The organism is Litorilituus lipolyticus (genome assembly GCF_006439335.1).
Taxonomy (GTDB): Bacteria; Pseudomonadota; Gammaproteobacteria; order Enterobacterales; family Alteromonadaceae; genus Colwellia; species Colwellia lipolytica.
Map to the genome: position 1 here is coordinate 13,820 of NZ_SAWY01000013.1, position 26,564 is coordinate 40,383.

The window sequence follows — 26,564 nt, forward strand, 5'->3', positions numbered from 1 at the left end:
CAAAAATATAGAATAATATGAGTAATCAATTACATTCCCTACTAAATGCCTGGCAAAAGCAAAAAGATCAATGTCAGTGGGTTTTAGCCTCCATAATAAAAACACAGGGCTCTTCCTATAGAAAAGCGGGTGCTATGATGCTACTTAATGATTTAGGCAAGAGTTTTGGCTTACTCAGTGGCGGTTGTTTAGAAGCTGATTTATTACATCACGCCCAAAAATGTATGCAGTTAGCGCAAAGCATCGAAGTATGTTACGACAGCCAAGATGAAAGCGATATTACGTGGCAACTAGGCTTAGGCTGTGGCGGAATAGTTACTGTACTCCTCCAGCCTATTACACCGGAAAATAATTACCTAGATTTAGATAACGTATTAAATCAATTGAACAAAAAGCATAATTGTCAATATAAAATTGATCTAACCGACAACAAACAACAGAACCAAGTCATCCCAGCACATCAAGAATCTATGTGCATTAACGAAAATAAGGCAATATTCTTAACGTTAAAACCTGTTCACCATGTCGTGATTTTTGGTGGTGGACTCGATAGTCAACCTCTAGTCAAAATGGCACATATCTTGGGCTGGCACATCACATTGATAGATAAAAGACAAGCTTACGCCCGTAGGGCAAGCTTCAAAGAAGCTGATATTATTTTAAAGACAGATTATGGCTCTGACTTAGTTCAAACAGAGTTAAACCAAGCTGATGCCGTTATCATTATGCATCATAACGTGAAACTTGATGCTGAAGCACTGCTCTCATTAAACACGTGTAAAGCTAACTATATTGGCATTCTCGGCCCTCAACACCGTACTGAAAAACTTATCACTGAAAACCAAATAATACTTAGTAAATTAAGTGCTCCACTGGCAAACCCTATTGGTTTAGATCTCGGTGGTGATTTACCGGAATCAATTGCCTTATCAATTTTGTCGCAAGCACATGCAGTTATTGAAAATAGAACCGCATTAGCATTAGGCAGTTATTCTCATAATATAAAGCGACTAAAACATGTCAGTTAACATATTGATACTGGCGGCGGGAGCTAGTAATCGCTTCAAAGGCTGTAAGCAACTAGCTACTATTCAAGGTAAAACCATGCTAGAGCACACTATTACTCGGCTTTCTTCGCTAAATAAAAAAATATATGTCGCATTAGGCGCTAACAAAGACAGCATAATGCCCCACTTAAATACCAGTATTACCACAATTGCCTGCGCTAACTGGCAATTGGGTATGGGGCATACTATTGCTCAAGCATGTGAAAAAATAAACCTTGAAAAAAGCGCAATATTAATTGCACTTGCTGACCAAGTATTGATTCCAACTTCGCATTATCTTGCCCTATTACAAGCTCAAATAACCTACCCCAATAAAATAATAGTTACAACGGCTGGTGACAAAGTAATGGCGCCCGCTATTTTCCCAACACAATATGTTGAGCAACTGAAAGGATTAACTGGCGATAAAGGGGCGCAAAAAATAATTAAAAATAACTTAGCACAATGTCATTTCGTCCCTTGTCAAAAAGCACAATATGATATTGATACCCAAGAAGATTACCAATACTTATCCAATAAAATTAAAAATGAAATGGAGCCCGTATGATTGAGATAACACTTAACAATAAAAACATATCCGTCGATGTAGAACCCGATATGCCATTGCTGTATGTGCTGCGTGATGAATTAAAACTCAAAGGCACTAAGTTTGGCTGTGGTGTTGGACAATGTGGAGCCTGTACCGTGCATTTAAATGGTCAAGCAATCCGTTCATGCATTACTCCTATTTCTGCGGTAAATAAACAAAAAATCACGACCATAGAAGGTTTAAGCACTGATGGCGACCATAAAGTGCAAAAGGCATGGCGAGAGCATAAAGTTCCTCAATGTGGTTACTGTCAAAGTGGTCAAATGATGAGTGCGGCTTCGCTATTAGCAAACAATGCTAGTCCGTCTGATGAAGAAGTTGTCGAGCACATGCAAGGTAATATTTGTCGATGTGGTACATATAAACGCATTAAAAAGGCCATTCACGCAGCGGCAGATATGGAGTCATAAAAATGAAAATAATTGAGAATGTCAGTCGTCGTAACTTTATAAAACTAGCAGGCATTACCGCAGGGTCATTTGCTCTTGGTGTTCACTTACCCTTAACAAAAGCGCAAGCTAATACGTTAGCAGAACACCAAATTAACTTTTTTATCAGTTTTAATGACTTAGGTGATGTTAGTATTATCTGTCATCGAAGTGAAATGGGGCAAGGTATTAGAACCAGTATACCTCAAATAATTGCTGATGAGCTGGGAGCTGACTGGAACAAAGTTAGCGTAGTGCAAGCTAAAGCTGACGCTAAATATGGACCGCAAGGAACAGCTGGTTCAGCATCAATAAGAAGTCATTTTACTACTATAAGACAAGTAGGTGCAGCAGCAAGAGAAATGTTAGAGCAAGCGGCAGCTAACATATGGCAAGTTAATAAATCCGCTGTTAGTGCAAAAAAACACTTTGTTTATCATAATAAAACAGGCGAAAAAATCACTTTTGGTGAACTAGCAAAACATGCAGCAAAATTAACAGCGCCTGATGTAAATACTATTACTTTAAAAAGTCAGCATAATTTTTCATTAATAGGAAAAAACGTTAAACAAGTAGATCTTGATAACATTGTAACGGGTCAAGCTGAATATGCCCAAGATATTGAATTACCCGATATGCTTATCGCTGTTATCCAACGACCAAAAGTTGTCGGTGCCGTGGTTAAATCCTTTGATGCCAGTGAAGCTAAAAAAGTTAAAGGTGTCGTAGATGTTATTCAACTAAAACCCCGAAAATTACCAGCGGGTGTATACCCTCTTTCAGGAGTTGCCGTATTAGCAACAAATACATGGGCCGCCACTGAAGGTAAGAAAAAATTATCTATTGAATGGGATACCAGCAATGTTGCTGCTGCGTCAAAGCATGATAGTAAACAATTTACTAAACAGCTTAAAGCACAAGTCAATACTAAAGGAGCTATTGTTCGTCGTAAAGGTGACGTTTATAGACACAATTATGATGAAGCAAATACGGTAGAAGCAACGTACTCAATACCTTATTTACATCATGCTCCTATGGAAACACCAGCTGCCACAGCAATAGTCACAAGTGAAAAATGCACTATTTGGGCAGGTACTCAAAATCCACAATGGGCTCAAGGTATGGTAGCGCAAGAGCTAGGCATTCCCCGTGAAGAAATAGACAAAATTGAGCTAAATGTTACCTTAATGGGCGGCGCTTTTGGCCGCAAGTCAAAAGGTGACTTTATCATTGAAGCCGTAGAGTTAGCTCAAAAAACGAACAAACCAGTCAAAGTCGTTTGGACCCGTGAAGATGATGTGCAACATGGTTTTTATCATTCAAGTTCAGCTAATTATTTTAAAGCGCAAGTTAATGGCCAAGGCCAAGTTGATAATTTAATTGCAAGAACTGCCTACCCCCCTATTGCTTGGTTATGGGATGAACAAGCTAAACATCCAAGTGATTCACAGCTTTCTCTTGGCTTTGCCGATATGCCGTTTGAATTAAATAGCTTAAGCTTAGAAAAGCATGATGTGGACTCATACGTAAGACCTGGTTGGCTTAGATCGGTTGCATGTATAAATAATGGTTTTGCCTTAGGGTCATTTGTAGATGAGCTTGCTGTTAAAGCAAATAAATCGCCAAGAGCTATGTGGTTATCACTCATAGGAAGCGACAGAGAAGATAACCCATCAAGTGATTCCTTCAAGTATTCAAACTATGATTTAGATTATAAAGATCATCCTGTAGATACCAAACGCATGAAGTCATTAATTAACCTCATTAGTGACAAGGCAAATATCGAAGAAGAGCTACCTTCAAACCAGGGCTGGGGAATTAGCTTTTTACGTAGCTTTGGTTCATACGTTGCTGCGGCCACTAAAGTGCAAGTTGTTAATAACAAAATCGAAGTTTTAGAAATGCATACTGCTGTTGATTGTGGAATTGTAGTAACTCCTGATCGTGTTGAAGCGCAAATGGAAGGTGCCATGATTTTTGGTTTATCCATCGCATTAATGGGTGAAATATCTGTTAGTAACGGAGCTGTTGAACAAAATAATTTTTATGATTACCCAGTAACTCGCATCAATCAAGCACCTAAAATGTTTGTTCACTTAGTTAACTCAAAAAAACCACCTGGTGGTATAGGTGAACCTGGTGTACCGCCAGTAGTACCAAGTATTACTAATGCTATATACCATGCAAGTAAGATCAGAATACGTGACTTGCCTATTAATAAAGTAATGGAAGTATAGTCGTACTTTAATTAGTCATACTCAAAAACCATTATGACTAAAACAGCAAAAGCGCTATATCTATAGCGCTTTTGCTAATACATTAACCTTTATTTAGCCAAACAGAGAAAAAATTTTACTCATCTATTTCTACTGAGATAACTCTGTCGCCAACCTTATTTAAAATAACAATCTCACCTAAACAGACTGCCACTATGGATTTTCCTTCTTTAAATTCATGAGGAATAATCACTCTACCCGCTTCGCTTTTAGGGTATGATTTCACCACATGCTGTAATTCAATACAGTCTTCATTGTAATAGATTATCGTGACCGTGGTATTCGCTGTGCTATCCATGTAATCCCCAAATAAAGAAATCAACCCGCACCTAAACTATTAACTTAAAATGACTATTTGTCTAATTTTTATTAAATAACTTTATATAAATTCAATTAATTTAAGCTATTAAAACATCAACTAGCAACTTGGGCGTGTTGATCTTTGCTGTAGGCTTTTGCTGCAGAATATTTGATATTTATGCAAAGGAGAGTCTATGTAAAGTGGTTATTCCCCATAAATAGGCGATAACGCCGTAGAAATTTCAGATGAACGCTGTCCGTGGGATTCGTTTAAACGTGATTCACTCTTTGTTGTAGCTCATTTATATAGAAAAGCTATATTTCAATCGTTACGCCTTGATTAAATCACGTTTAATTCGCACAAAACTTGTATCACAAAATCAAACACGCTCTAATAATTATTTAGCTAACACTAATCCTTCTCTTCTTGGATCGGCCCCGCCAATAAGTTTGCCATTTTTTATTTCTATAGCTTGCAAACCACTATTTAATGATCGAACACTGACTTTATGCCCTTTTGCTTCAAGTTTTGGTTTTAAGCTTTCAATCGCCGTTCCTTGCTCTAACGTAGTCAGGCGATTCCTGTTGGTTACTTTGGGTAGATTTATTGCTTCTTGTACGTTTAAATCCCAATCTAAAACACCAATCAAGGTTTGTGCTACATAATTAATTATGCGACTACCGCCCGGAGAGCCTATAACTAGTTTAAGACTATTATCATCATTAAAAACCATTATAGGTGCCATGGAGCTACGTGGTCTTTTACCTGCTTCAACTCGGTTGGCAACTAGCTTACCTTGACGTTTTGGAGATAAAGAAAAATCAGTTAATTGATTATTGAGAATAAAACCTTCAACCATTAAAGCTGAGCCAAAGCCGTTTTCAATACTCGATGTCATCGACACAGCATTACCGTCACTATCTACCACACTTAAATGACTGGTTGATGGCCTTTCAATAGCATCATCATTTGCCAATAGTGAAGCATTTAATGGCTTACCTGCACTTGCTTTTCCCATATCCTTTTTAATATTTATAAGCTTGGCTCTGCTGGCTAAGTAGTCATCATCAATCAAACCTTGCACAGGTACAGAAACAAAGTCGGTGTCAGCAACATATTTATCTCTATCAGCAAACGCTAAACGAAAGCTTTGTGTTAATAAATGTACCGCCGATAATGAATTCACTTCATATTGCGACATATTAAAACTCTCTAGTTGTGCCAGTATTTGAATAACACTGATCCCACCAGAGCTTGGTGGTGCCATACCACACACCTTAAACTGGTGATATTGCCCACATACAGCATCACGTTGCTTGGCTTGATAATTCTTCATATCATCCAGCGATAATAAGCCAGGTGCTATGCTTGATTTTTGCACTTTATCGACAATTTTCTTAGCCAGCCACCCCCGATAAAAAACTTCTACCCCATCGTTAGCAATACTTTTTAATGACTTCGCTAATTTAGGGTTCTTTAAAATATCACCCGCTTTTACCGATTGGCCATTAGGAAAAAAGTATTGATTTATTTCAGGTAACGAATGAATACCAGGGTTGTAACCTAACGCTAAAAGCTTTTCTAGGCGAGCAGAGACTACAAAGCCATTTTCAGCTAAATCAATAGCCGCAGTAAAAAGTGTTTTCCAAGGAAGTTTGCCATATTTATCATGGGCTTTTTTCATCGCTAACAACACCCCAGGCACCCCAACTGATTTACCGCCAACTACAGCTTCTATCCATCTCAGAGGTTTACCATTTTCAGCTAAAAATAAATCACTACTCGCAAGTTTTGGCGCAGTTTCTCGGCCATCGAATGTTGTTAAATGTTGATTTTTTTCATGCCAGTGCAACATAAATGCGCCACCGCCTATACCAGAAGATTGCGGTTCAACCAGTGTTAATACTAATTGGGCAGCAATAACAGCATCAACGGCACTACCACCTTGATTTAGAATATCAAAGCCCGCTTGTGAAGCATAAGGATTAGCTACAGCAATCATAAACTCATCACCAGTTACGGCTTTTTTACGAATGTAGCCAGTAGCGGCTTCTGGCTCTCTAACTTCTTGTTTAACAGGATTATTTGTTAATGGCTGTGCGACCAAATCACCTTGATAGACAAACAGTAGCGATACAACAATATGACTTACAACTTTTAGCATAAACTAACCCTAATAAATGCGTTATGACTGATGTGCTTTAGGCACAAAGGATAATTGAAAATGGTTAAATTCATCAAATTTATCAAGTAACTTTTGATATTGACTCGACTCTATTACACTCATTTCTTTTTTTGTTGATACTTCATGCTCTTCAAGCAACGCAAGTGCAAAGCAACACGCCTCTAAGCTAGAAAGTGCATTATTTTTTGCGACCTTCCTGATGATGTATTTACCTGAAGAAGCGAGTGCTTCAGGTAGTTGCAAGCGAGGTAATTGCTGTAACGTTTGATTTAATTGCAACATACGGTAGACTTTTTTCCATGTACCATCGAGTATCACCATACATAAAGGTTTATCACTTTCATTTGATTTAGTTAGCGGTTCTACTGAAAGTGTTTCTACTTGCTCTCCAGGATAGAGTAAGAAGCAATGGAAGCGCTTAAGTACAGCCAAAAACGCTTCATTTTCAGTGAAGCTTTCTCCGACTATGGTTTGACACTGATTTAAAGAGCTTGATAATAAGGTCACAGTGCCCTTCGTTTGTTTCTCTTCACTTGGGTGTTGCAAAATAACAACATGAATTTTGTTGTTTAACGGCGTAATAAACTGGCAAATACAAGCTTTACTTGGCCGTAAACAGTGCTGACAAATAGCTCGAGTCATAGAAAATCAAAAAAGAATAAAAAAGTCATTGTATACTGTGTCGCTCAAATACAAAAAATAAAAATTATCCTAATTATGAAAATAGCGCTAAAAAACATCCCACTTTCTTTTCATCAATATGCCATTGTGCTTGTTATTGCTCTACTTTCCATAACCGCTTTTCTATTCGATGAACTATTAAGCGGTAATTTAATCTTCCATCGCCAAGCCATAATATCTGGCGAGTATTGGCGTTTACTTACCGGCCATATATTTCACACTAATGGCTTTCACCTTATGCTCAATTTGTCAGCTATGTGTTTACTTTGGTTTATTCATGGGCACTTTTACAACTTAAAAAACTACAGTGTGCTGTTACTTTTCACAGCGCTTTGCACAAGTTTAGCCTTACTATATTTATCGCCAGATATCATTCAATACGTTGGTTTATCAGGCGTGTTACATGGTGTCTTTGTTTGGGGAGCCGTTATGGATATTTATGAAAAAGAGAAAACCGGCTACCTACTCTTTATTGGTGTGTGGCTTAAAATTGCCCATGAACAAATTTATGGCGCGAGTGAAGAGGTTTCTTCCTTGATTAATGCCAGCGTGGCCATTGATGCGCATTTATGGGGGGCAATATTCGGATTAGTATTTGCCTTATATACTGTTGTACAAAAGAAAAACAAATAAAAAAGCGAATGGTTTAGAGATAAACCATTCGCTTTCACTATTTTAACCTCAATTAGATGTTATAGCGTCGTTTCAAATAATTTATAGATCCTTCTATATTCATCTAACCATGAACTTGGCTGTACAAAACCATGAGGCTCTACTGGATAAATTGCCGTTTCAAAATCTTGTTTCTCTAACTCAATCAACCTTTGAACTAGGCGTACGCTGTCTTCAAAAAACACGTTATCATCAACCATAGGAGCATTAATAAGTAATGGTTTAGCTAAACCTTCAGCAAAGTAAATGGGAGAACTGCGCTCATAAGCAATCGCATCATCTTTTGGAGTGTTTAAAATATTCGATGTATAGCCATGATTATAATAAGCCCAGTCTGACACTAATCGTAAGGCAGAACCTGAGGCAAATAACTCAGGTTGAGTGAACATTGACATTAAGGTTAAAAACCCGCCATATGAACCGCCATATGTACCGATTCGTTCTGGTGCGACATTAGCATTTTCAATTAACCAGTTTACACCATCTTGCATATCTTCTACTTCAACACTGCCCATATGGCGGTATATGGCAGTTCGCCAATCTCGGCCATAGCCTTTTGATGCGCGATAGTCCATATCAATAACCACATAACCTTGCTGTACTAGCATTGAATGGAACATGAATTCTCTGAAATATCCTGACCAACCCAAATGAGAGTTTTGTAAATACCCTGCTCCATGACTAAACATTACTGCTTTGTTCTTATTTTTCTTCAGATCATAATTCTCTGGTAAATAGACCTTGGAATAAATTGGCATATTCTGATTACTTGATGGAATTGCCACAACATTGGGTGCAGACCATGGCATAGCTAAAAACTCATCAGAAACAGTAAAAGTAATACGCTTTGCCTCATTCCTTTCATTTAAATCAATAACATAAAGCTCTGGTGGCATAGTCACTGTAGAGTGTTCAATAAGCAACTTAGATTCATCAGGACTTAGCTGGTAATCATTCATACCACCTAAGTTAGTTAATGCTGTTAATTGTTTACTTAAATCAACTTGGTATATTTCATAAATACCGGGGTGTTTTTTATTGGCCTTAAAAGTAAAACGATTATGTAAACTTGAGAAATGAACGTTACTCACTTCAAATGAACCTGAAGTAAGTTGCTGGGCTTTACCTGATAATTTTTTAATATATAAGTGAGAGTAACCTGACTGCTCAGACAAAAAATATAAATCAAACTTGTCGTTATTGTTCATCCAACCAAATTCATTGAAACTCCAGTTTATCCAAGCATCATCATGTAATTTATGCTGAGTAACTAAGCGATTAGTTTTAAAGTCAACAGTAGAAAGCCATCGTGTTTTGTTGTCCCATGCCTCTAGCATTAAAGCGACTTCTGTACCATCAGCAGACCACTTAACCGCATTACGCATTTGTAATAGGTGAATTTTTCTCGGTTGCTTCTCAGTCTTATATTTCAAGCCTTTTCTTTCATGATTTTCACGTTTTACATTGGCTAAAACGTCAGTATCATAATCAGGCAAGTCTTTGTAAGAAAGTGAACTTTTCTTTCCTGAAACTAAGTCAATAACCCATAGTTGCTCTTCATACTTTCGGTTATTAGCAACCCTCGCTCTCACCTTTTCAGCAGCAATATCACCCGTTGCAGTGATGTAATTCGGCATAATGTCAGTTGCTGCACGACTTGGCTTATTATCAGTGATACTAATAAATAACTTATCACCACGAGGAGATAAGCTTGCATGCCTTATGCGTTTATCTTTGCCTAAATAAAACTTTGTATCAGACACAGCATTATTCTGCTCAATGATGCGTTGTTTTTTTTCTGTTTTTAATTTCTTATTTCTATGCTCAAGAGCAATATAGTCAATCAGCTTATGTTGCTCTTTTGCTAAATAGGTAGCGGGCTCTTTAACTAATGTTTTTTCATCTTTTAACACTAAACTCGCCAACTCAGTAACTCGTCCATTTGTGAGATTATGACTATAAAACACATCGGCTATTCGATAAGCAACTTCACCATTAAGTAGGAATATCGCTGCACTGGCCCTTGATGAAGTACTGGTCAATTGTATGACTTGGCCTGTCGCGATATTTTTTACAAACACATCGCCCTGAAAAGTATAAACTTTGTGGCTACCTGTTTGATTCAATTGCGCATATTTATCGTCTACATGATGAAGATCAGCCAAAGCAACTAAAGTATTACGTTGCTGGGTTTGTTCGTTATTATCTCTGGCTAATAAATTAATTTTATGTAAATCTCTTAGCGGATTTCCTGGCTGCTTTTGCTTATAAAGTACTGTGTGATTATCATCACCCCAGTACCATGACTCTGGTGAACGTCCCATCCAATCTGGGTCGGCCATAATTTGTTCTAAGGTAATTTTGTGTTGTGCAATTTTGTCTTGCTTAGTTAACTGCTGCTCTGTTGTTAACACTGCTTGCATGTTATGAGTAGGCTCTGCATTAACAACAGCCATATCTTTTGCTGTCATCGCTTCATTATTAACTTGTTGAGCTGTACAAGCCGTCAAGGTAATACTCAGAGCAATAGATAGAATTTTTAATTTCATAATAAAAGTACTTATCAATAAACAAGGGGTAATAAAGTTGTCTTAGCCTAAAAGAAAACCGTGCAAATGTATAAAAGAAAGCGACCAATGGCTTTTTATATAGGGTAAACTAATACCTCAATGACAATGCATTAAATTTATAGGCAGTTACCATGTTATGTCCTTGCGGCTCCAAGCAAACTTATCCCCTTTGTTGTGCAAAATATATTGAAAAATTTGCTGAAAATAAGTCAATGTTGCCTGAGTTACCCGAACACCTCATGCGCTCACGTTTTACTGCTTATGCATTAAATGATGCTCCGTATATTTTTGCTACGTACGCAAAAGAATCTCAAAGCCAGCACAGCCTCCAAGACATAAGTGAATGGTCATCACAATGTAAATGGTTAGAGCTTACTGTTCATGATGCCTCCATTATTGAAATTGACAAGCAGGAAATTCACTCTGTCGAATTTTCAGCATTCTATATTCATAATGACACTGTTAATGTGATGAGAGAGAAATCTCGATTCATCAAAGAAATAGACAATAATAATCAATTAGCATGGCGCTATTTAGATGGTGACATTTTACAAAATGACGTGATAAAGCAGATCAAGCGAAACGAAACATGTCCTTGTAACAACTACTTTAATAAGCAAAATAAAAAAGCAAAGAAGTATAAACACTGCTGTGGAAATTAATCACTAAACCTTACATTAATATAATTGAACAATTTGATAACCTAAGCGACAAGTGGCGCTTTAGTAATTGAGCTTTCAATATTTTTTAGCCACTCGTTAACTTGCATTGATAAAGGCTTAGATAAGGGTTTATACAACGCTTTATGTTGCTCAGAACTTTGAGCAGCTTCCGCACTTTGTTCCTCGTGACGTAATTGACAAGCGATACTTGTATTACTCATGACTTGAGTTGGGACATGCTTAACATCGTCTCTAAAAGCAAGTGCATTAGGTTTCAGTGCATTAAGTAATCGAATGGTAACAAACTCATCAGCAGCAGATTGCCCCTGATTAAATCCTGCAACCTCCTCCATATTTCTTAACGCTAGAGGTCTTTCATTGGGTAAAGAGAAAAGCTTTCTTAATGATTCATTACTGACTGTAGAATTATAGTTCTTGTCTGATTGGGGTAAGCTAAATTGACTGTGTTCTCTCACATCATCAGCCAACATTGACAGCATCAGAGAAAAGTCTGCACGTCGTGCTTGATGAATGCTATCGCCAAGTTGTCCGCCGAGTTGTAACTCGTGGAGCAAAAACTGCTTTTTAAGCGCAGCCTGCTTTTGTTCTACTTGTGAATTTGATGACGTATTAAACTCAGACAAACGATACTCTTATCTACAACTCGAGGTTTATAAATAAGAGTATCGGCTAAACTTTTAAAAGCATTAGCGATTTTTGATAACAAAGATAATAAATTTAAAGTATTCAGACAGTAGCTTGAAAGTTAATTACCTTTAATTGGCCAAGTTAATTTAAATGCCGCGCCGCCTAGTTCACTATCACTGATACTAGCAAAACCTTTATGCCATTCCATAATACGTGCCACTATAGCCAAACCTAACCCAAAACCTCCAGTTTCTCGGTTTCTTGATTGGTCGCCACGAGAAAATGCATCAAAGATAACGCTTTTAAATTCATCAGAGACACCTTCACCGCCATCTTCAACACAAATTGTGCACATACCATCTTTAGTTGATAACGTTATTCGTACTTCACCATTACCATATTTAATGGCATTACTGATGTAATTATTTAATGCTCTATCAATAAAATGACTATCACATAAAGCATTTAATTTTGGCGACTCATTAACAAAGTTTATTGCGTTGGCAAACTGATCATGACTCGCTACCTGTGCTTCAATAAGTTCAGTTATATCAGTTCCAACAATATTTAATTGTGGCTTATCGTTATCAAAAGAAGCGTACAATAACATTTCATTAATAAGTTCCTCCAACTCCCTTACATCATTAGTAATTTGTTGTTGGTACTTATTTCGTTTTTCAACATCCTTGACATTTTCAAGCATTTGCAAAGCAAATTTTGTTCTAGCAAGTGGTGTTCTTAATTCATGAGAAACTGCACTAGTTAATTCTTTATGTGCACCTATTAGGCGTTTAATTCGCATAGCCATCATATTAAATGAAGAAATCATTGGAGCAATCATGGTTGATTTTGCTGCAGGTGCGGTTGCATCAAAGTTACCTTGGCCAAAATCTTTAGTCGCCTTTTTCAGCAATTCTAAATCACGTGACATTGGCCATAACCAAATAAAAATTATCACGCCAAATGATGCAAGAATAATAACTCGATAAGTTGCTTTTACTCTTGGTCTAGTGGGCATATCAGCTGGACCTAAAGTAATAACAAATTCTGTCCCATCAACTAAATAGTCTAATACCACCATTGAATCATCATAGTAAATATGAGTGTTGTTATTAATTAATTGATGATGGTTTGTATGGTCAACAGATTTTACTTCATCCAATGTCATAAGTTTTAAAGGTAGTTCATAACGTTCTCCCGCTTTTTGAACAATTTCCTCCCACTCATCCATTGGATGTTTTTTTACGTAATCCCCAAGAGCAACAAGCATTGTCTTATAACCCGTATATGATTCTACATCTTGCTCTAAATAAGAGTTCCATACTTCATCAAGTGCCCATGAAAAGACAATAAAAGTTGAAATAATAAAAAAATACAGGTTAAAAAACGAACGGCCCAACATGATTAATGCCCTATTCCCAAGCGTCAGGAACAAATAAGTAACCTTGACCCCAAATAGTTTTAATTCTAAAAGGTGTTTCTGTACTATCTAATAGCTTTTTACGAAGTCTTGAAATACGAACATCAACACTCCGATCTAAACCATCATATTCACGACCTATAACGGCTTTATAAATATAATCACGGTTTTGAACTTCGCCTGCTTTGCTTGCTAATAACCATAACAAATCAAACTCTTGACTAGTTAAATCTATATTTTCATCTTTTAAAGTAACTTTACGTGAAGCTTTATTAATATATAAACCACCACAAGTAATTTCACCTTTTTCATCACTTTGATTTGGTAATTGGCCACGACGTAATAGCGCATTTATACGAGCCAATAACACTCTCGGCTCAACAGGCTTGATAACATAATCATCAGCACCAATTTCTAAACCTAATACTTGGTCAAAATCTGTACTTTTTGCGGTAAGCATTAACACAGGCCCGTTAAATTCAGGCCTTAAGTCTTTACATACAGCAAAACCATCTTTACCCGGTAACATAATATCTAAAACAATAAGATCAGGATTAAATAGCTTGACTCTTTTAGCTACGGTATCTCCTCTAAACTCCTGTTTAACGTGAAAACCTTCACTAGTTAAAAAATCAGTGACTAAATCTGATAATTGACGGTCGTCCTCAACCAGTAAGATTTTTTTTACTGAAGAATTACTATCTGACATGTTACTTTCCTTTATTTAAATGCTCTTTGACAACAATAATTGTGATTTCGAGCTACATTATTTACCTATAGTTACTAGCTTAAACAAGTTATATCGGTTAAACAATAACTTCTACTAGCTGTTACGATAAAATTACATTATTTAACAAATGCTTTGCTTTAATCTTCACTTTTCTTTATTGGTAATTCATAACAGGTAAAAAAGTTTTTCAAAAAACGCTTGCTAGAACGAACATAAATAAGCAAGATCCTTATAAATTTAGTCTGTACTCTTACGAGTGTTTAACCTTTCCAAGGCAAAACTTATCATGAAAATCATCTCTTTTAATATCAACGGCCTTCGTGCTCGCTTACACCAACTTCAAGCCATTATTGATAAACACCAACCTGACATAATCGGTTTACAAGAAATCAAAGTACATGATGAAGCCTTTCCATTAGCTGATGTTGAGGCTATGGGTTATCACGTATATTTTCACGGGCAAAAAGCACATTATGGTGTTGCTATGCTTTGTAAAAAGCCTGCTGATAGCGTGCAAAAAGGTTTTCCAACGGATGACGAAGATGCACAAAAACGTATGATTATGGTCACTACAACAAACGATGCAGGTGAAAAAATTACTGTATTAAATGGTTACTTCCCACAAGGTGACAACATTAGCCACGAAACAAAATTTCCATATAAAAGACAATTTTATAAGGATTTAATGACTTACTTGAATGACCACCATACTAAAGATGAAAACGTGGTTATTATGGGCGATATTAATATCTCACCTACTGATCTTGATATTGGTATAGGTGAAGTTAATCGAAAACGCTGGTTAAAAACAGGAAAGTGCTCATTCCAACCTGAAGAAAGAGAATGGTTAGCAACACTATTAGAGTGGGGCTTTACTGACACCTTTAGAGCATTGCACCCTGAAAGAGAAGAACGCTACTCATGGTTTGACTATCGTTCTAAAGGCTTTGTTGACAACCGTGGTTTAAGAATTGATGTGGTTCTTTCGACAGATTCATTAGCTAAGCAATGCATTGAATCAGATGTTGATTACGAGTTAAGAGGGATTGAAAAACCTTCGGATCATGCGCCAATTTGGTCAACATTTAAATAAAAGTTATGACGAACACAACACTTAATACTGGGCAGCCACAATATCGTTGTCCATTGTGCAAAGAGTCATTATTAATGACTGATAAAACATATCGATGTGTTAATAACCATTGCTTTGATCAGGCTAAGCAAGGTTATGTAAACTTATTACCCGTACAATTTAAGCACTCTAAAACCCCAGGCGATAATAAAGACATGGTCAATGCTCGTCGTGCATTTTTAGATAAAGGGTTTTACCAGCCTTTAGTTAATGCCATGACAACGCTTTACCAACAATATGCTCCTGTGTCAGCTGTGGTTTTCGATGCAGGTTGTGGTGAAGGTTTTTATACACACCAGCATAAAAGCGATACTAATCAAGTTTATGGTGTAGACATATCGAAAGAAACGGTGAAAATTGCTGCTAAAAAATACCATGAGTGTTTTTTTAGTGTAGCAACCCTGTCTGATCTACCTTTTCATGATGAGCAATTTTCTTGGATAACCAGCGTATACGCGCCAATTTTAGAGCAAGAATTTAGCAGAATACTCAAAAACCAAGGTTATTTACTCACCGTTACCCCTGGTGCTGAGCACTTATTAGCATTGAAATCTTTGATTTATCAAAATGCAAAAGAACATGATGAAACTAAACAAGTGATCAAAGATATGACATTATTAAAAGAAGAGCATTTAACCTATGAGATGAACTTCAATGATACGAATGATGTCTTGAACTTATTGGCCATGACACCTTTTGCTTTTAAAGCCAGTAAAGAAGTTATTGAACAGTTAACTCAGCTTAATACTTTTACATGTCAGGCTGATTTTATTTTGCGCCTGTATCAAAAGTAAGTCTTAGCAGCTTGGCTAAGTCAATATATCTTGGATTAGTTACCACAAGTTTTTGCAGTGAGTCAGAACCAGTAAAAGCCCTGTCACTATGGTAACCTTCATCATGATTTTGCTGACTCTGTTTTGCTTTTTCAATACCATCTTTATACCAAGAGTCTAAAGATGGTGGCAATCGTTTATCAGCCTTAACGCCCGCAATAACCAAAGCTTGTACTGGCATACTTAACAAAAAAAGCCCGTAAACAAGCGCTTGTGGTAAAGCAGCTAAAGCAAGGGTTATTGAACCTTGCCCTGAAGGTAAACCAGAAGAAAAAAACAATTGCATAATAAAGGTAAACAACGCCAGTGCTGGAAAATATTTACACACAAACCTACAGCTTTGCACTGCATTATAGTCGGCAAAGTACTGCCCTAATTCAGGAAGCTCAGGCCAAAGTTTTAAGTACTTTCGTCCGAGTTTAATAATTTCAATAACCGTCATATTCATACTGCAACTATAGCAGTATTTCTGACAATTCAACAGCCATAAGCAGTTCAAAACCGTGAACAATTGTTACGATAAATATAAATTTCACTCACTCTAATGAGCCTTATCGCAAATGACACATAAAACTTGATAAAACATAGAAGTAAATCAATAAAAATATAAGTCGTCATCTATTGTTATGCTTTTATGTAATGCATCAAACAATTGTTTATTTATATCGCTATAATAAGAATCATTCAAAAAAGTAGAAAAGCTTTTACTTTTCATTAATATTTAATACCGAAAGAACAACGATATGAATACACTCTCTTCCTCTTCTGTGGGCGAAAATGCCATTTTAGTTATCAATTGTGGTAGCTCTTCTGTGAAATTTTCATTAATTCAACCTGAGACTGGTCTAGCCTTACTATCAGGGCTTGCTGAATGCTTACTAACTGAACAAGCAAAAATTAAAATAAAGCTCAACAATGAGCAGTATAAAGAAACACTTCCCTCACCTTTTGATCATCAAGCAGCTTTAACTGTGCTAGTAAAACATCTGCATCAATTTAATTTAGTGAATTCTATATCTGCAGTTGGCCATCGAGTTGTACATGGCGGTGAAAAATATGCTGAGCCGGCGCTTATCAGTGAAGACGTAGAATCAGCGATAGAAAGCTTAGCTAAATTAGCACCATTACATAACCCTGCTAATTTAATCGGCATTAAAGCCTGCCAAAAAGCCTTTTCAGATTTAAGCCAAGTTGCAATATTTGATACGGCGTTTCATCAAACCATGCCAGCAAAAGCCTTTTTATACGGCCTCCCTTACGAGTTATATAAAGAGCATGGAGTAAGACGTTATGGTTTTCATGGTACAAGCCATTATTTCGTTGCTAAGCAAGCTGCCCAACAACTCAATAAACCATTAAGCCAATGTAACCTTATCAGCGCACATTTAGGTAATGGTTGTAGTGTTACTGCGATTAAAAATGGTGAGAGTGTTGATACCAGTTTAGGTATGACTCCTGTTGAGGGCTTAATGATGGGAACTCGAAGCGGTGATGTTGATGCAGGAATTATATTTCATTTAGTAGAGCAACTAGGCTACTCCGTTAACGACGTTGATCAACTACTTAATAAGAAAAGCGGCTTATTGGGTGTATCTCAGCTAAGTAACGATTGTCGAACTCTTGAAGAAGCAATGTTAAATGGCGATACACAAGCTGAACTTGCACTCACAGTATTTTGCTATCGTATTGCTAAGTATATTGCTTCATTTAGCGCAAGCTTAACAGAGCTCGACGGACTTATTTTCACTGGTGGCATTGGCGAGAACTCCTCTTGGGTAAGAGCAAAAGTTGTTGAACAACTGGCGTTATTAAATTTCCATCTATCAGAAGAAGAAAACCAAAAAGCACGTTTTGGTAAATCTGGCAACATAGCTGCTAGTAACTCAAGGAACTGCTGGGTTATCGCAACTAATGAAGAATGGGTAATTGCTGAGCAAACCCACAACCTTTTATCAAGCACACAACCAATAAAGACTGAGGTTTAACACTATGTCACATCGAATCATGCTTATCCCTGTTGGCTCAGGCGTTGGACTCACCAGTGTATCACTTGGCTTGTTACACGCCTGTGAACAAAAAGGTATTCAAGTGGGTCACTTTAAACCTATTAGCCAGCCTTCTAGAAACAGTTTAGCGAAAAAGAATAAAACCATCGAAGCCATCAGCTTGTCACAAAATAGCACTAGCGTGTCATTAAGTTATGTTGAAGAAAAAATGGGTGACGGTCTACATGATGTAGTCCTTGAAGAAATTGTGGCTAATTTTGATGACTTTAATCAAAACCAAGATGTTGTCATTATTGAAGGACTTGTTCCCACGGCAAGACAACCATACGCTGGAAGAATAAATCGCGATGTCGCACAAGCACTATGTGCCGATATTGTACTTGTTGCCGCCCCTGGAAATGATAGTACCGAAGAATTCGAAGATAGAATTGAAGTGAGTGCTGAAACTTTTGGTGGTATTAAAAACAAACATCTAGTTGGCTGTATTATCAATAAACTCAATAGCCCAGATCAAGATGAATTTGGCTTACTCCCTCGTGAGGAAGAAATCACCAGCGAGTTTAACTTGGCACCTTGGCAAAATTTAACCCTTTTCAAAGATAGACACTTTGACTTACTTGGCACAATTCAATGGGAGCTTGATCTCATCGCTCCACGTGTTGTTGATATTGCTAATTATCTTGAAGCAAAGGTAATCAATGTTGGTGATATGCAGCACAGACGTTTTAGAAGCGTTGCCTTTTGTGCAAGAACTGTAAGTAACTTAGTTAGCTACCTTGTGCCAGGAAGACTAATTGTTACCCCTGGCGATAGAACCGACATTATCATTGCTACATGTTTATCCGCGCTTAATGGTACCAAATTAGGCGCTTTAATATTAACTAATGGTTTCGAACCTTCAGAACAAGTGTGGGAGTTATGTAAACAAGCCCTAGATGCTGGTTTACCTGTATTGTCAGTGCCATGGGATACATGGCAAACATCAAGACATATCATGAGTTTTAATCCTGAAATACCACAAGATGATTTACAACGCCATGAAAAAGTGAAGCAACATGTCGCAGACAACTTAAACCCTGCTTGGCTTGATAAATTGACCAATCGCAGTGACAACAATAGCTTATTATCACCGCCAGCATTCAGACATAAATTAACTGAACTTGCTAGACAGGGAAATAAGCTCATTGTGCTACCTGAAGGTACTGATATTAGAACTATTAAAGCTGCGGCGATATGTTGTGAAAGAAATATTGCTCGCTGTCAGCTTATCGGCAACAAGGAAGAGATATTACAAATAGCTGAGCATCAAGGTATTCAATTACCTGACAGTTTATTGATTACTGATCCTGATACTATTCGAGATAACTATGTCGGTCCTATGGTGGAACTAAGAAAAGATAAAGGCCTAACCGAAGTCATTGCAAAAGAAAACCTAAAAGACAATGTCGTTCTGGCTACCATGATGTTGCAACTAGGACAAGTTGACGGACTAGTTTCAGGGGCAGTTAATACTACTGCTAACACTATAAGACCTGCATTACAGCTTATAAAAACGGCACCCGATAGCTCATTAGTTTCTTCTGTATTCTTTATGCTATTACCTGAGCAAGTACTTGTTTATGGTGATTGTGCCATCAACCCTGAACCTAATGCTGAGCAACTTGCCGATATAGCAATACAATCTGCAGATTCTGCTTTGGCTTTTGGCATTGAACCGCGCGTTGCAATGATAAGCTATAGCACTGGCAGCTCTGGGCATGGTGCTGATGTTGAAAAAGTAGCAAAAGCGACTGAATTAGCAAAACAAAAACGACCTGACTTAATCATTGATGGCCCTCTACAATACGATGCGGCAATTATGGAAAATGTTGCAAAGAAAAAAGCGCCTAATAGTCCAGTAGCAGGTAAAGCTACCGTCTTTGTTTTCCCTGATCTAAATACAGGCAATACAACTTATAAAGCAGTACAACGTTCAGCAGACTTAGTTAGTATTGGGCCTATGCTTCAAGGTATGAATAAACCGGTAAATGATTTATCTCGGGGTGCACTCGTTGACGATATTGTCTATACCATTGCATTAACAGCAATACAAGCGAAGCAATAATACAAACCGTTTTTTTAGCGGTTAATTACCTTAATTAACCGCTAAAAACACGCTATTTAAACACTTTTTACCCATAAAGCTTAAAATTAACCACTTATTAGCAAATTGTGTATAAAATTTAACTAGCCAAAAAACAACCTAAACAAAAAACTGTTATTTAACAACAACCTAAAAAGAAACCCAACCATTACTCACAAAGATATCCACAGCTTTTGTGGATAGACTTATTAAAAATTGCTACATGGTTACTGATTAGATCAATTTATAAACAAGGCTTTATACACACTATCCATAACAAATAGACTAAAAGCTTCAAAAACAACAATATCATATTTGTCAAAGTTGAGTTTCTTCCACTAATCAAACAGCAACTAAGAGAAAACAATGTAACAAGTTCGTTTCGAGTTAGGTTATCAATCGACATACTCAAACTAGAAAGTATTAGCAATACAAACCTTCACTTAGTATATAAAACTGCGCTAAAAGCATGTATTGAGCTATTCTAAAAACTCTATATAAGTGAATACTATATTTCAGTGTTATGAGTTAAGAATGTTCAAGTAAATAGCATTCAGGTGATTCTCCATTTCAAAGAGAATAATCAACAGTCCTAGTGTAAACTGATAAAAATGTTATATTATTATCATAGGTACATAAGTAAAATAAGGACTTAGATGTCTCAATTAACCCTCAGGCTTATCAATGAAGCATTTGCTATTCATAGTTTAGCGAAAAACTCTGAAATACCCGCGCAAGTATTCAACTCTGATATCTTTTTTATCGCAAAAACCTTCGATGAAATATCTATCGTTTTACCGCAAGGAATCCATTTAGATAGCGACGATGTTGAAAGAGATTGGCAAGCTTTAGAGGTTGTAGGGCCCCTCGACTTTACTTTAACAGGTATACTGTCCAATATTTCAACTGTCTTAGCCAACGAGAAAATAAGCATTTTCGCGATGTCTACCTTTGATACTGACTATATCCTTGTTAAAGAAGATAAGATCACAGCAGCTATTGAAGCTCTAAGAGCAAATCAATATCAAGTTCTGATTCCCAATACTCATCAATAAACATCAAACTGATTTATATCATCTCTTTCAAGGTACTCTATCAGTTAAATATAAATAACCATTAAAGGTAAACCATGATCACCATATACGGAATAAATAACTGCGACACCGTTAAAAAAGCTATTAAATGGCTTAAACAAGAAAACATCAACCACGAATTTTTTGATTTTAAAAAGCAACAACTTACACCTGAGCTGTTAACTAGCTTGGTCAATAAAAGCGAATGGTCAGCATTATTAAATAAGCGCAGTACTACCTTTAGAAATTTACCGGAAGAAATCAAAAGCAACTTAACAGACGAAACCCTATTTAAGTGTGTACTAGAGCAACCAACATTATTAAAAAGGCCTTTGTTACTGTGTGATGGACAGCTGACCCTTGGCTTTAAACCTGACTTATACCAAGAAATATTTAATATTAATTCTTAACATTAACCTGCAAAGAAAATACCCATAGTAGTAAAATAAAGGACAAAATGTGATCCCAAGCGAAAGCGATGTAATTGAACTAGCCAAAACCCTGATTTCTAGGCCTTCAGTAACGCCTGAAGATGCAGGTTGTCAGCAATTAATGAGTGAAAGGTTAGCGAACATAGGTTTTACCAACGAAACCATGGTTTTTGAAGATACCACCAATTTATGGTCTCGACGCAACGGGCAACAATCTAGCCTTAATGACAAGGTATTTTGTTTTGCCGGACATACAGACGTTGTGCCACCAGGCAACTTGGAATTATGGCATACCCCCCCCTTTGAGCCCACCATAATAGACGGTGTGCTCTATGGTAGAGGTAGTGCTGATATGAAAGGTAGTCTAGCTGCTATGATCATAGCCACAGAAAAATTTGTAGCTGATTACCCAAGCCATCAAGGTGCTATCGCTTTCCTTATCACCAGTGATGAAGAAGGCCCTTTTATTAACGGGACTACTCGTGTTATTGATACTTTAGAGGCACGTAATGAAAAAATAAATTACTGTATTGTAGGTGAGCCTTCAAGTACTCACCGCGTAGGTGATGTGATAAAAAATGGCCGTCGAGGCTCAATTTCTGCTGAAGTAGACATTCACGGTAAGCAAGGCCATGTTGCCTATCCTGAGCACGTGAAAAACCCTATTCATATTGCGATGCCTGCCTTAACAGAATTAAGTCAATATCACTGGGATCATGGCAATGATTATTTTCCTGCCACGAGCTTTCAATTATCAAATATTAACTCAGGTACAGGGGCGACCAATGTTGTACCAGGTCATTTAACAGCTTTATTTAATTTACGATATAGTACAGAGCTAAATGATCAACTGATTGTTGATACCGTTGAATCTGTTTTAGTAAAACATGAATTAAACTACGATATCAAATGGACATTTAATGGCAAACCCTTTGTCACTGAAATGACTAATAGCGAGCATTGTTTCTTAGCAAGCGTTAGTAAATCAGTTGAAGTCATCACAGGCAAAGCACCTGAGCTGTCGACTTCAGGTGGTACTTCTGATGGACGCTTTATTGCGCCCACTGGCGCTCAAGTCATAGAGCTTGGGCCATGCAATGCAACTATCCATCAAGTTAATGAAGCAGTTGCCTGTAAAGATCTTGAACAACTAGTAGATATTTATTACGAATGCTTAAAACGCATGTTAACCGATTAGAGCAGCCGAATGGCGATAATATTGAACGATACAATTAGCTCAGACGAAATACTTGGTAAAACTGAGCAGCATTTGCACTTTATTGATGAACATTTAGCTATTCACAAAGCTATGGTCAGCGCTTTTAAAAGCTTAAAAAAAGCAGCATTATCTGATGGCTTTACCATTAGCGTTGCCAGTGGTTTTCGCTCATTTGAACGCCAAGAAATGATTTGGAATAGCAAGTTTCTTGGCACAAAGCCAGTCAAAGATAATCAAGGCAATAATATTGATATTACTCAGCTTTGTGATATTGATAAAGCTCATGCAATATTATTGTATTCAGCACTACCTGGTGCCAGCCGTCATCATTGGGGCTGTGATATTGATATATATGCACAAAACCTATTACCTGAAGGACAACAACCTCAATTAGAGCCTTGGGAATATGAAGATACAGGCCCATTTGCTACGCTTAGCACATGGCTTGAACAAAATGCTCACTCGTTTGATTTTTATTTTCCGTACAATCAGTATCGCGAAGGTGTAGCTGCTGAGCCATGGCATATATCATTTGCACCACTATCACATGCTTATGAACAAGCATTTCAGCTTGATTTACTTGTAAGCTGTTTAGCTCATTCATCTGTCGCTGGAAAACAGGTTATCATAGACAATATTGAAAAAATTGCGCAAAGGTATATCTACAATGTTAACCAAGGAAAATTTAACCTTTAGCAGCAAAGTACTTATGAAAATGACAAGGGGAATACATTGGAAAATGGCTTAACACTTTTAATTATTATTGTTGCGCTCGTTATCATTATTGGTAATTTTAGTTCTTTTCAAAAGAGCTCTAAGCAAAAATTACGCAAAAAAGGCTTAAATGAGTTAAAGGAAACTTTACCAAGAACACTCAAAACGACTCATAAAATGGATACAAACCATAAAAAATAACCGTGAAAGTATGAATACTCTCATTGTGCTTTGCCATTGGTAATATTCAGACATAAAAAAACGCCACTTATGGCGTTTTTTTATGTCATTTATTTAATAGTTTAAACCTAATAAATATACCTTAAAAAACATTTCTGAATGAAAGCCCCGTTTCCATGACCGGGAAAATACGTTCTAAAGTTTCTATTGGTAAGGGTTCACCGTCAGCGTTATAAATGGTTACTGCCGTTTGTTCATTTTTGTCATCTAACGGTGCTAAGACAAATTGATAATGGGCATCATTCACGTCAATGACCGGAATATCATCACCCCATATTGCATCCCAAACGCTTGTCTCAGGTTTGACAAAATCAACAAAGTAAATGCGTTTTTCTTCATTTAAGTCAGTAATCGTAAAGCCATGTTTTTCAAAAAATACAGGCATATTTTCCCAAAGCTTATCTGCCGCCATTTCAACAACGTAGGCATGCTCTTCTTCAGGGTTTTTACCAATATTAACCAACTTTTGGTTTGAACGCATTAATCGATTTTCACGTTGCTGAACACGGTAATTATAATCGACTAGCGATACAATCGAGTTCAGCATATTTTTTTCAGCACGCTGCTTATCAATAGGATCAATGACTTTACTACCGCCACGTTTGTCTGTACGCATATAATCAACCATAGAAACGGTTAACGAAACACTTCTACCATGAGGCTTAGCAACTAACTGATATCTAAATCGTAAACTGGTTGCAGATTCAATTTCTGTGAATAACCACCCTGCTTCCACTTCATCATGATACCAATCCGATTCAATAATTAATGTTTTAATACCTTCACGCGATATACTTGTTTCTTTTAAGCTGGTGGCACCTTCTAGCACCTTACTTAAAGTCACTTCTATGTCTTCATCAACCGTGGTATGGCCAACACCATCTTTTTCAAGCTTCTGTAGAACTACTTTTTCAATGAATGCTAACAGCTCTCTATCTTCAAGTACCTTGTCAAACCAAATGGTTGAAATGCTAGATTCTTCAACTACACGAGAAGAAGCTGCGATAGGAAGCACCAATGTAGGTGCTCGGATATCCATGTCTTTACCCACTGGACCATCATGATTAACGTTATTGGTTACATAAAATTCTTTTTGTTCAGCTGGTTTATCTAATCCCTGTGGAATAGTTAATGGTTTAGCTTCAGGCTTATCAGCATAATCAAAGTCTCCTAGTGCTTGTTTATTATTCATTGAACTACAAGCTGAAATAGATAAGGTTAGCAATGATAAAAAGAATACTTGACGACTCATTAAAACTCCTGCGACACGAGAACTTACACTCATGCCAAATAAAAAAAATAATTTGCAAAATTATCACTAAATAAATATTGCGCCCATGGTACTTGCCTGTTTTTGCAAACACAAGGCATATGACCAATAAACTTTAAGATGATTCCAACTTATTCTGCAATAAGTTACAATAGCCCTTTAAAAAGCAATTTAGGCGTAGTGAATGTCACAGTATTTAGTGCTAACAGCAATGGGATCAGACCGTACAGGTTGTGTTAGCGAGTTAACTAAATTAGCAAGTGAATGCGAATGTAATATATTAGATAGCAGAATGGCTATTTTTGGCTCTGAATTTACCTTTATTATGCTACTTAATGGCGATGCACGGGCCATTAATAAAATTGAAGGGAGAATACCTACAATAGCTCATAGTCTAGATTTGATTACCATGATGAAACGAACGTCTGGCCACAGAACATTTGACTTAGTTCATCACTACCAAGCTGATTATGCTGGTATCGATCAACCTGGTATTTTAAAAGCTATGACAGCATTTTTCGCCACTAGAAAAATAGATATCTCTTCATTAAAATCAGAGATAGACCCTGAAACTAATCACATGAGTGCAAGTATGTTATTTGCCTTAACTGAAAAAATTAGCTTTGAAGAACTTGAAGTAGATTTTCTAGAGTTATGCCAACAAACAGACGTGCAAGGTTGCATCAAAAAGGCAACAACAAACCTTTTATAGCTTATCGATAATATTCTTAATAACACTAGGATAATAAAGTAATGAATACTCTTACCGTTGGCGATAAAGCGCCATTATTTGAATTAGCTGATCAACATGGCAGCATAGTTAAACTAGCTGATACGCTAAAAGAAAACAAACAAGCACTTGTCTATTTTTACCCTAAAGCTATGACACCCGGTTGTACAGTACAAGCTCAGAACTTACGTGACGTGAAAAATGAACTGGATGCATTAAATGTAGCTGTTTTTGGTATAAGCCCTGATGAAGTTAAACGTTTAGATAAATTTTGCCAACGAGATGAACTTAATTTCACTTTACTATCTGATGTTGATCATAAAGTTGCTGATGAATTCGGTGTTTGGGGATTAAAAAAGTTTATGGGCAAAGAGTATGACGGGATTCATCGTTTAAGCTTTTTAGTCGGTACTGATGGCAATATTGCTCATGTATTTAATAAGTTTAAAACTAAAGATCATCATCAAGTCGTTTTAGACGTTTTAGCTGAACTTACCGCCAAATAACCCACTTACACTTCCCATAATAAAGCGGCAACTATCAAAGATATTGCCGCTTTTTCGGT

25 protein-coding genes are annotated in these 26,564 nt (G+C 36.9%); 16 read left to right on the top strand and 9 right to left on the bottom strand.

Annotated elements, in window-relative coordinates; all coding sequences use genetic code 11:
* The first annotated feature begins 17 nt into the window (after positions 1 to 17).
* From EPA86_RS06615 to EPA86_RS06630, 4 genes are read left to right on the top strand one after another with little or no spacing between them, the layout of a single operon-like run.
* Positions 18 to 1,028, top strand: coding sequence for an XdhC family protein (locus tag EPA86_RS06615; protein WP_140602642.1), 1,011 nt, complete (start codon positions 18 to 20; stop codon positions 1,026 to 1,028).
* Positions 1,018 to 1,614, top strand: a complete 597-nt coding sequence (locus EPA86_RS06620) for a nucleotidyltransferase family protein (protein ID WP_140602643.1) — start codon at positions 1,018 to 1,020, stop codon at positions 1,612 to 1,614. The genes EPA86_RS06615 and EPA86_RS06620 overlap by 11 nt, the downstream gene beginning before the upstream one ends.
* Positions 1,611 to 2,066 (top strand): (2Fe-2S)-binding protein, encoded by a 456-nt coding sequence (locus EPA86_RS06625; protein WP_140602644.1) that lies wholly within the window; start codon positions 1,611 to 1,613, stop codon positions 2,064 to 2,066. The genes EPA86_RS06620 and EPA86_RS06625 overlap by 4 nt, the downstream gene beginning before the upstream one ends.
* Positions 2,067 to 2,068: 2 nt before the next feature.
* The gene (locus tag EPA86_RS06630; protein WP_140602645.1) at positions 2,069 to 4,321 is read left to right on the top strand and encodes a xanthine dehydrogenase family protein molybdopterin-binding subunit; all 2,253 of its coding nucleotides are present in this window, start codon (positions 2,069 to 2,071) and stop codon (positions 4,319 to 4,321) included.
* A 115-nt stretch (positions 4,322 to 4,436) separates the two neighbouring features.
* Here EPA86_RS06630 and EPA86_RS06635 read toward each other — a convergent pair whose 3' ends face one another.
* From EPA86_RS06635 to EPA86_RS06645, 3 genes are all read right to left on the bottom strand, one after another.
* Positions 4,437 to 4,658, bottom strand: a complete 222-nt coding sequence (locus tag EPA86_RS06635; RefSeq protein ID WP_140602646.1) for a TIGR02922 family protein — start codon at positions 4,656 to 4,658, stop codon at positions 4,437 to 4,439.
* A gap of 400 nt (positions 4,659 to 5,058) precedes the next feature.
* A complete protein-coding gene (ggt, locus tag EPA86_RS06640) occupies positions 5,059 to 6,825 on the bottom strand; it encodes a gamma-glutamyltransferase (protein ID WP_140602647.1) in 1,767 nt (588 codons plus the stop codon).
* Between the two features lie 21 nt (positions 6,826 to 6,846).
* Positions 6,847 to 7,488: a tRNA-uridine aminocarboxypropyltransferase gene (locus EPA86_RS06645; RefSeq protein WP_140602648.1), complete on the bottom strand. Its 642-nt coding sequence runs from the start codon at positions 7,486 to 7,488 to the stop codon at positions 6,847 to 6,849.
* A gap of 75 nt (positions 7,489 to 7,563) precedes the next feature.
* Here EPA86_RS06645 and rrtA point away from each other — a divergent pair, with 75 nt between their 5' ends.
* Positions 7,564 to 8,160: a rhombosortase gene (rrtA, locus tag EPA86_RS06650; protein WP_140602649.1), complete on the top strand. Its 597-nt coding sequence runs from the start codon at positions 7,564 to 7,566 to the stop codon at positions 8,158 to 8,160.
* A gap of 59 nt (positions 8,161 to 8,219) precedes the next feature.
* On the opposite strand, the gene EPA86_RS06655 is transcribed toward rrtA, so the two are convergent.
* On the bottom strand, positions 8,220 to 10,748 hold the full coding sequence (locus EPA86_RS06655; protein ID WP_140602650.1) for a S9 family peptidase: 2,529 nt from the start codon (positions 10,746 to 10,748) through the stop codon (positions 8,220 to 8,222).
* A gap of 152 nt (positions 10,749 to 10,900) precedes the next feature.
* Between EPA86_RS06655 and EPA86_RS06660 the strand changes: the two genes are divergently transcribed.
* Positions 10,901 to 11,431, top strand: a complete 531-nt coding sequence (locus EPA86_RS06660) for a YchJ family protein (RefSeq protein WP_140602651.1) — start codon at positions 10,901 to 10,903, stop codon at positions 11,429 to 11,431.
* A 41-nt stretch (positions 11,432 to 11,472) separates the two neighbouring features.
* Here the strand turns inward: EPA86_RS06660 and EPA86_RS06665 are convergent, their stop codons facing one another.
* The 3 genes from EPA86_RS06665 to EPA86_RS06675 all read right to left on the bottom strand — a co-directional run bounded on the left by EPA86_RS06665 (position 11,473) and on the right by EPA86_RS06675 (position 14,208).
* Entirely contained in the window at positions 11,473 to 12,075 is a 603-nt protein-coding gene (locus EPA86_RS06665; protein WP_140602652.1) for a VC2046/SO_2500 family protein, read from the bottom strand.
* A gap of 122 nt (positions 12,076 to 12,197) precedes the next feature.
* Positions 12,198 to 13,481: an ATP-binding protein gene (locus tag EPA86_RS06670; protein WP_246058292.1), complete on the bottom strand. Its 1,284-nt coding sequence runs from the start codon at positions 13,479 to 13,481 to the stop codon at positions 12,198 to 12,200.
* A 10-nt stretch (positions 13,482 to 13,491) separates the two neighbouring features.
* Complete coding sequence (locus EPA86_RS06675) at positions 13,492 to 14,208, bottom strand: response regulator (protein WP_140602653.1); 717 nt, start codon at positions 14,206 to 14,208, stop codon at positions 13,492 to 13,494.
* A gap of 307 nt (positions 14,209 to 14,515) precedes the next feature.
* Here EPA86_RS06675 and xthA point away from each other — a divergent pair, with 307 nt between their 5' ends.
* Both xthA and rlmA read left to right on the top strand, forming a co-directional pair.
* Positions 14,516 to 15,322, top strand: a complete 807-nt coding sequence (gene xthA, locus EPA86_RS06680) for an exodeoxyribonuclease III (protein ID WP_140602654.1) — start codon at positions 14,516 to 14,518, stop codon at positions 15,320 to 15,322.
* A gap of 5 nt (positions 15,323 to 15,327) precedes the next feature.
* Positions 15,328 to 16,155: a 23S rRNA (guanine(745)-N(1))-methyltransferase gene (gene rlmA, locus EPA86_RS06685; protein WP_140602655.1), complete on the top strand. Its 828-nt coding sequence runs from the start codon at positions 15,328 to 15,330 to the stop codon at positions 16,153 to 16,155.
* Here the strand turns inward: rlmA and EPA86_RS06690 are convergent.
* Positions 16,130 to 16,642, bottom strand: coding sequence for a DUF412 family protein (locus EPA86_RS06690; RefSeq protein WP_140602656.1), 513 nt, complete (start codon positions 16,640 to 16,642; stop codon positions 16,130 to 16,132). The genes rlmA and EPA86_RS06690 overlap by 26 nt on opposite strands.
* 319 nt (positions 16,643 to 16,961) lie before the next feature.
* On the opposite strand from EPA86_RS06690, the gene EPA86_RS06695 reads away from it, so the two are divergent.
* The 6 genes from EPA86_RS06695 (at position 16,962) to EPA86_RS06720 (ending at position 23,741) form a co-directional block, all read left to right on the top strand.
* Complete coding sequence (locus EPA86_RS06695) at positions 16,962 to 18,179, top strand: acetate/propionate family kinase (RefSeq protein ID WP_281284863.1); 1,218 nt, start codon at positions 16,962 to 16,964, stop codon at positions 18,177 to 18,179.
* Between the two features lie 4 nt (positions 18,180 to 18,183).
* Entirely contained in the window at positions 18,184 to 20,304 is a 2,121-nt protein-coding gene (gene pta / locus EPA86_RS06700; protein ID WP_140602658.1) for a phosphate acetyltransferase, read from the top strand.
* 674 nt (positions 20,305 to 20,978) lie between these two features.
* Positions 20,979 to 21,377 (top strand): ACT domain-containing protein, encoded by a 399-nt coding sequence (locus tag EPA86_RS06705; RefSeq protein ID WP_140602659.1) that lies wholly within the window; start codon positions 20,979 to 20,981, stop codon positions 21,375 to 21,377.
* A gap of 74 nt (positions 21,378 to 21,451) precedes the next feature.
* Complete coding sequence (locus EPA86_RS06710; RefSeq protein WP_140602660.1) at positions 21,452 to 21,805, top strand: Spx/MgsR family RNA polymerase-binding regulatory protein; 354 nt, start codon at positions 21,452 to 21,454, stop codon at positions 21,803 to 21,805.
* Positions 21,806 to 21,854: 49 nt separating this feature from the next.
* Positions 21,855 to 23,024: a succinyl-diaminopimelate desuccinylase gene (dapE, locus tag EPA86_RS06715; RefSeq protein WP_140602661.1), complete on the top strand. Its 1,170-nt coding sequence runs from the start codon at positions 21,855 to 21,857 to the stop codon at positions 23,022 to 23,024.
* A gap of 21 nt (positions 23,025 to 23,045) precedes the next feature.
* Positions 23,046 to 23,741, top strand: coding sequence for a M15 family metallopeptidase (locus EPA86_RS06720; protein ID WP_246058294.1), 696 nt, complete (start codon positions 23,046 to 23,048; stop codon positions 23,739 to 23,741).
* Positions 23,742 to 24,081: 340 nt separating this feature from the next.
* Here the strand turns inward: EPA86_RS06720 and bamC are convergent, their stop codons facing one another.
* Positions 24,082 to 25,251 carry an outer membrane protein assembly factor BamC gene (bamC, locus tag EPA86_RS06730; RefSeq protein WP_140602664.1) on the bottom strand — a complete coding sequence of 390 codons (1,170 nt, stop codon included), beginning with the start codon at positions 25,249 to 25,251 and terminating at the stop codon, positions 24,082 to 24,084.
* A 202-nt stretch (positions 25,252 to 25,453) separates the two neighbouring features.
* On the opposite strand from bamC, the gene EPA86_RS06735 reads away from it, so the two are divergent.
* Entirely contained in the window at positions 25,454 to 25,981 is a 528-nt protein-coding gene (locus tag EPA86_RS06735; protein WP_140602665.1) for a glycine cleavage system transcriptional repressor, read from the top strand.
* A gap of 41 nt (positions 25,982 to 26,022) precedes the next feature.
* Positions 26,023 to 26,505, top strand: a complete 483-nt coding sequence (bcp, locus tag EPA86_RS06740; protein ID WP_140602666.1) for a thioredoxin-dependent thiol peroxidase — start codon at positions 26,023 to 26,025, stop codon at positions 26,503 to 26,505.
* The last annotated feature ends 59 nt before the right edge of the window (positions 26,506 to 26,564 follow it).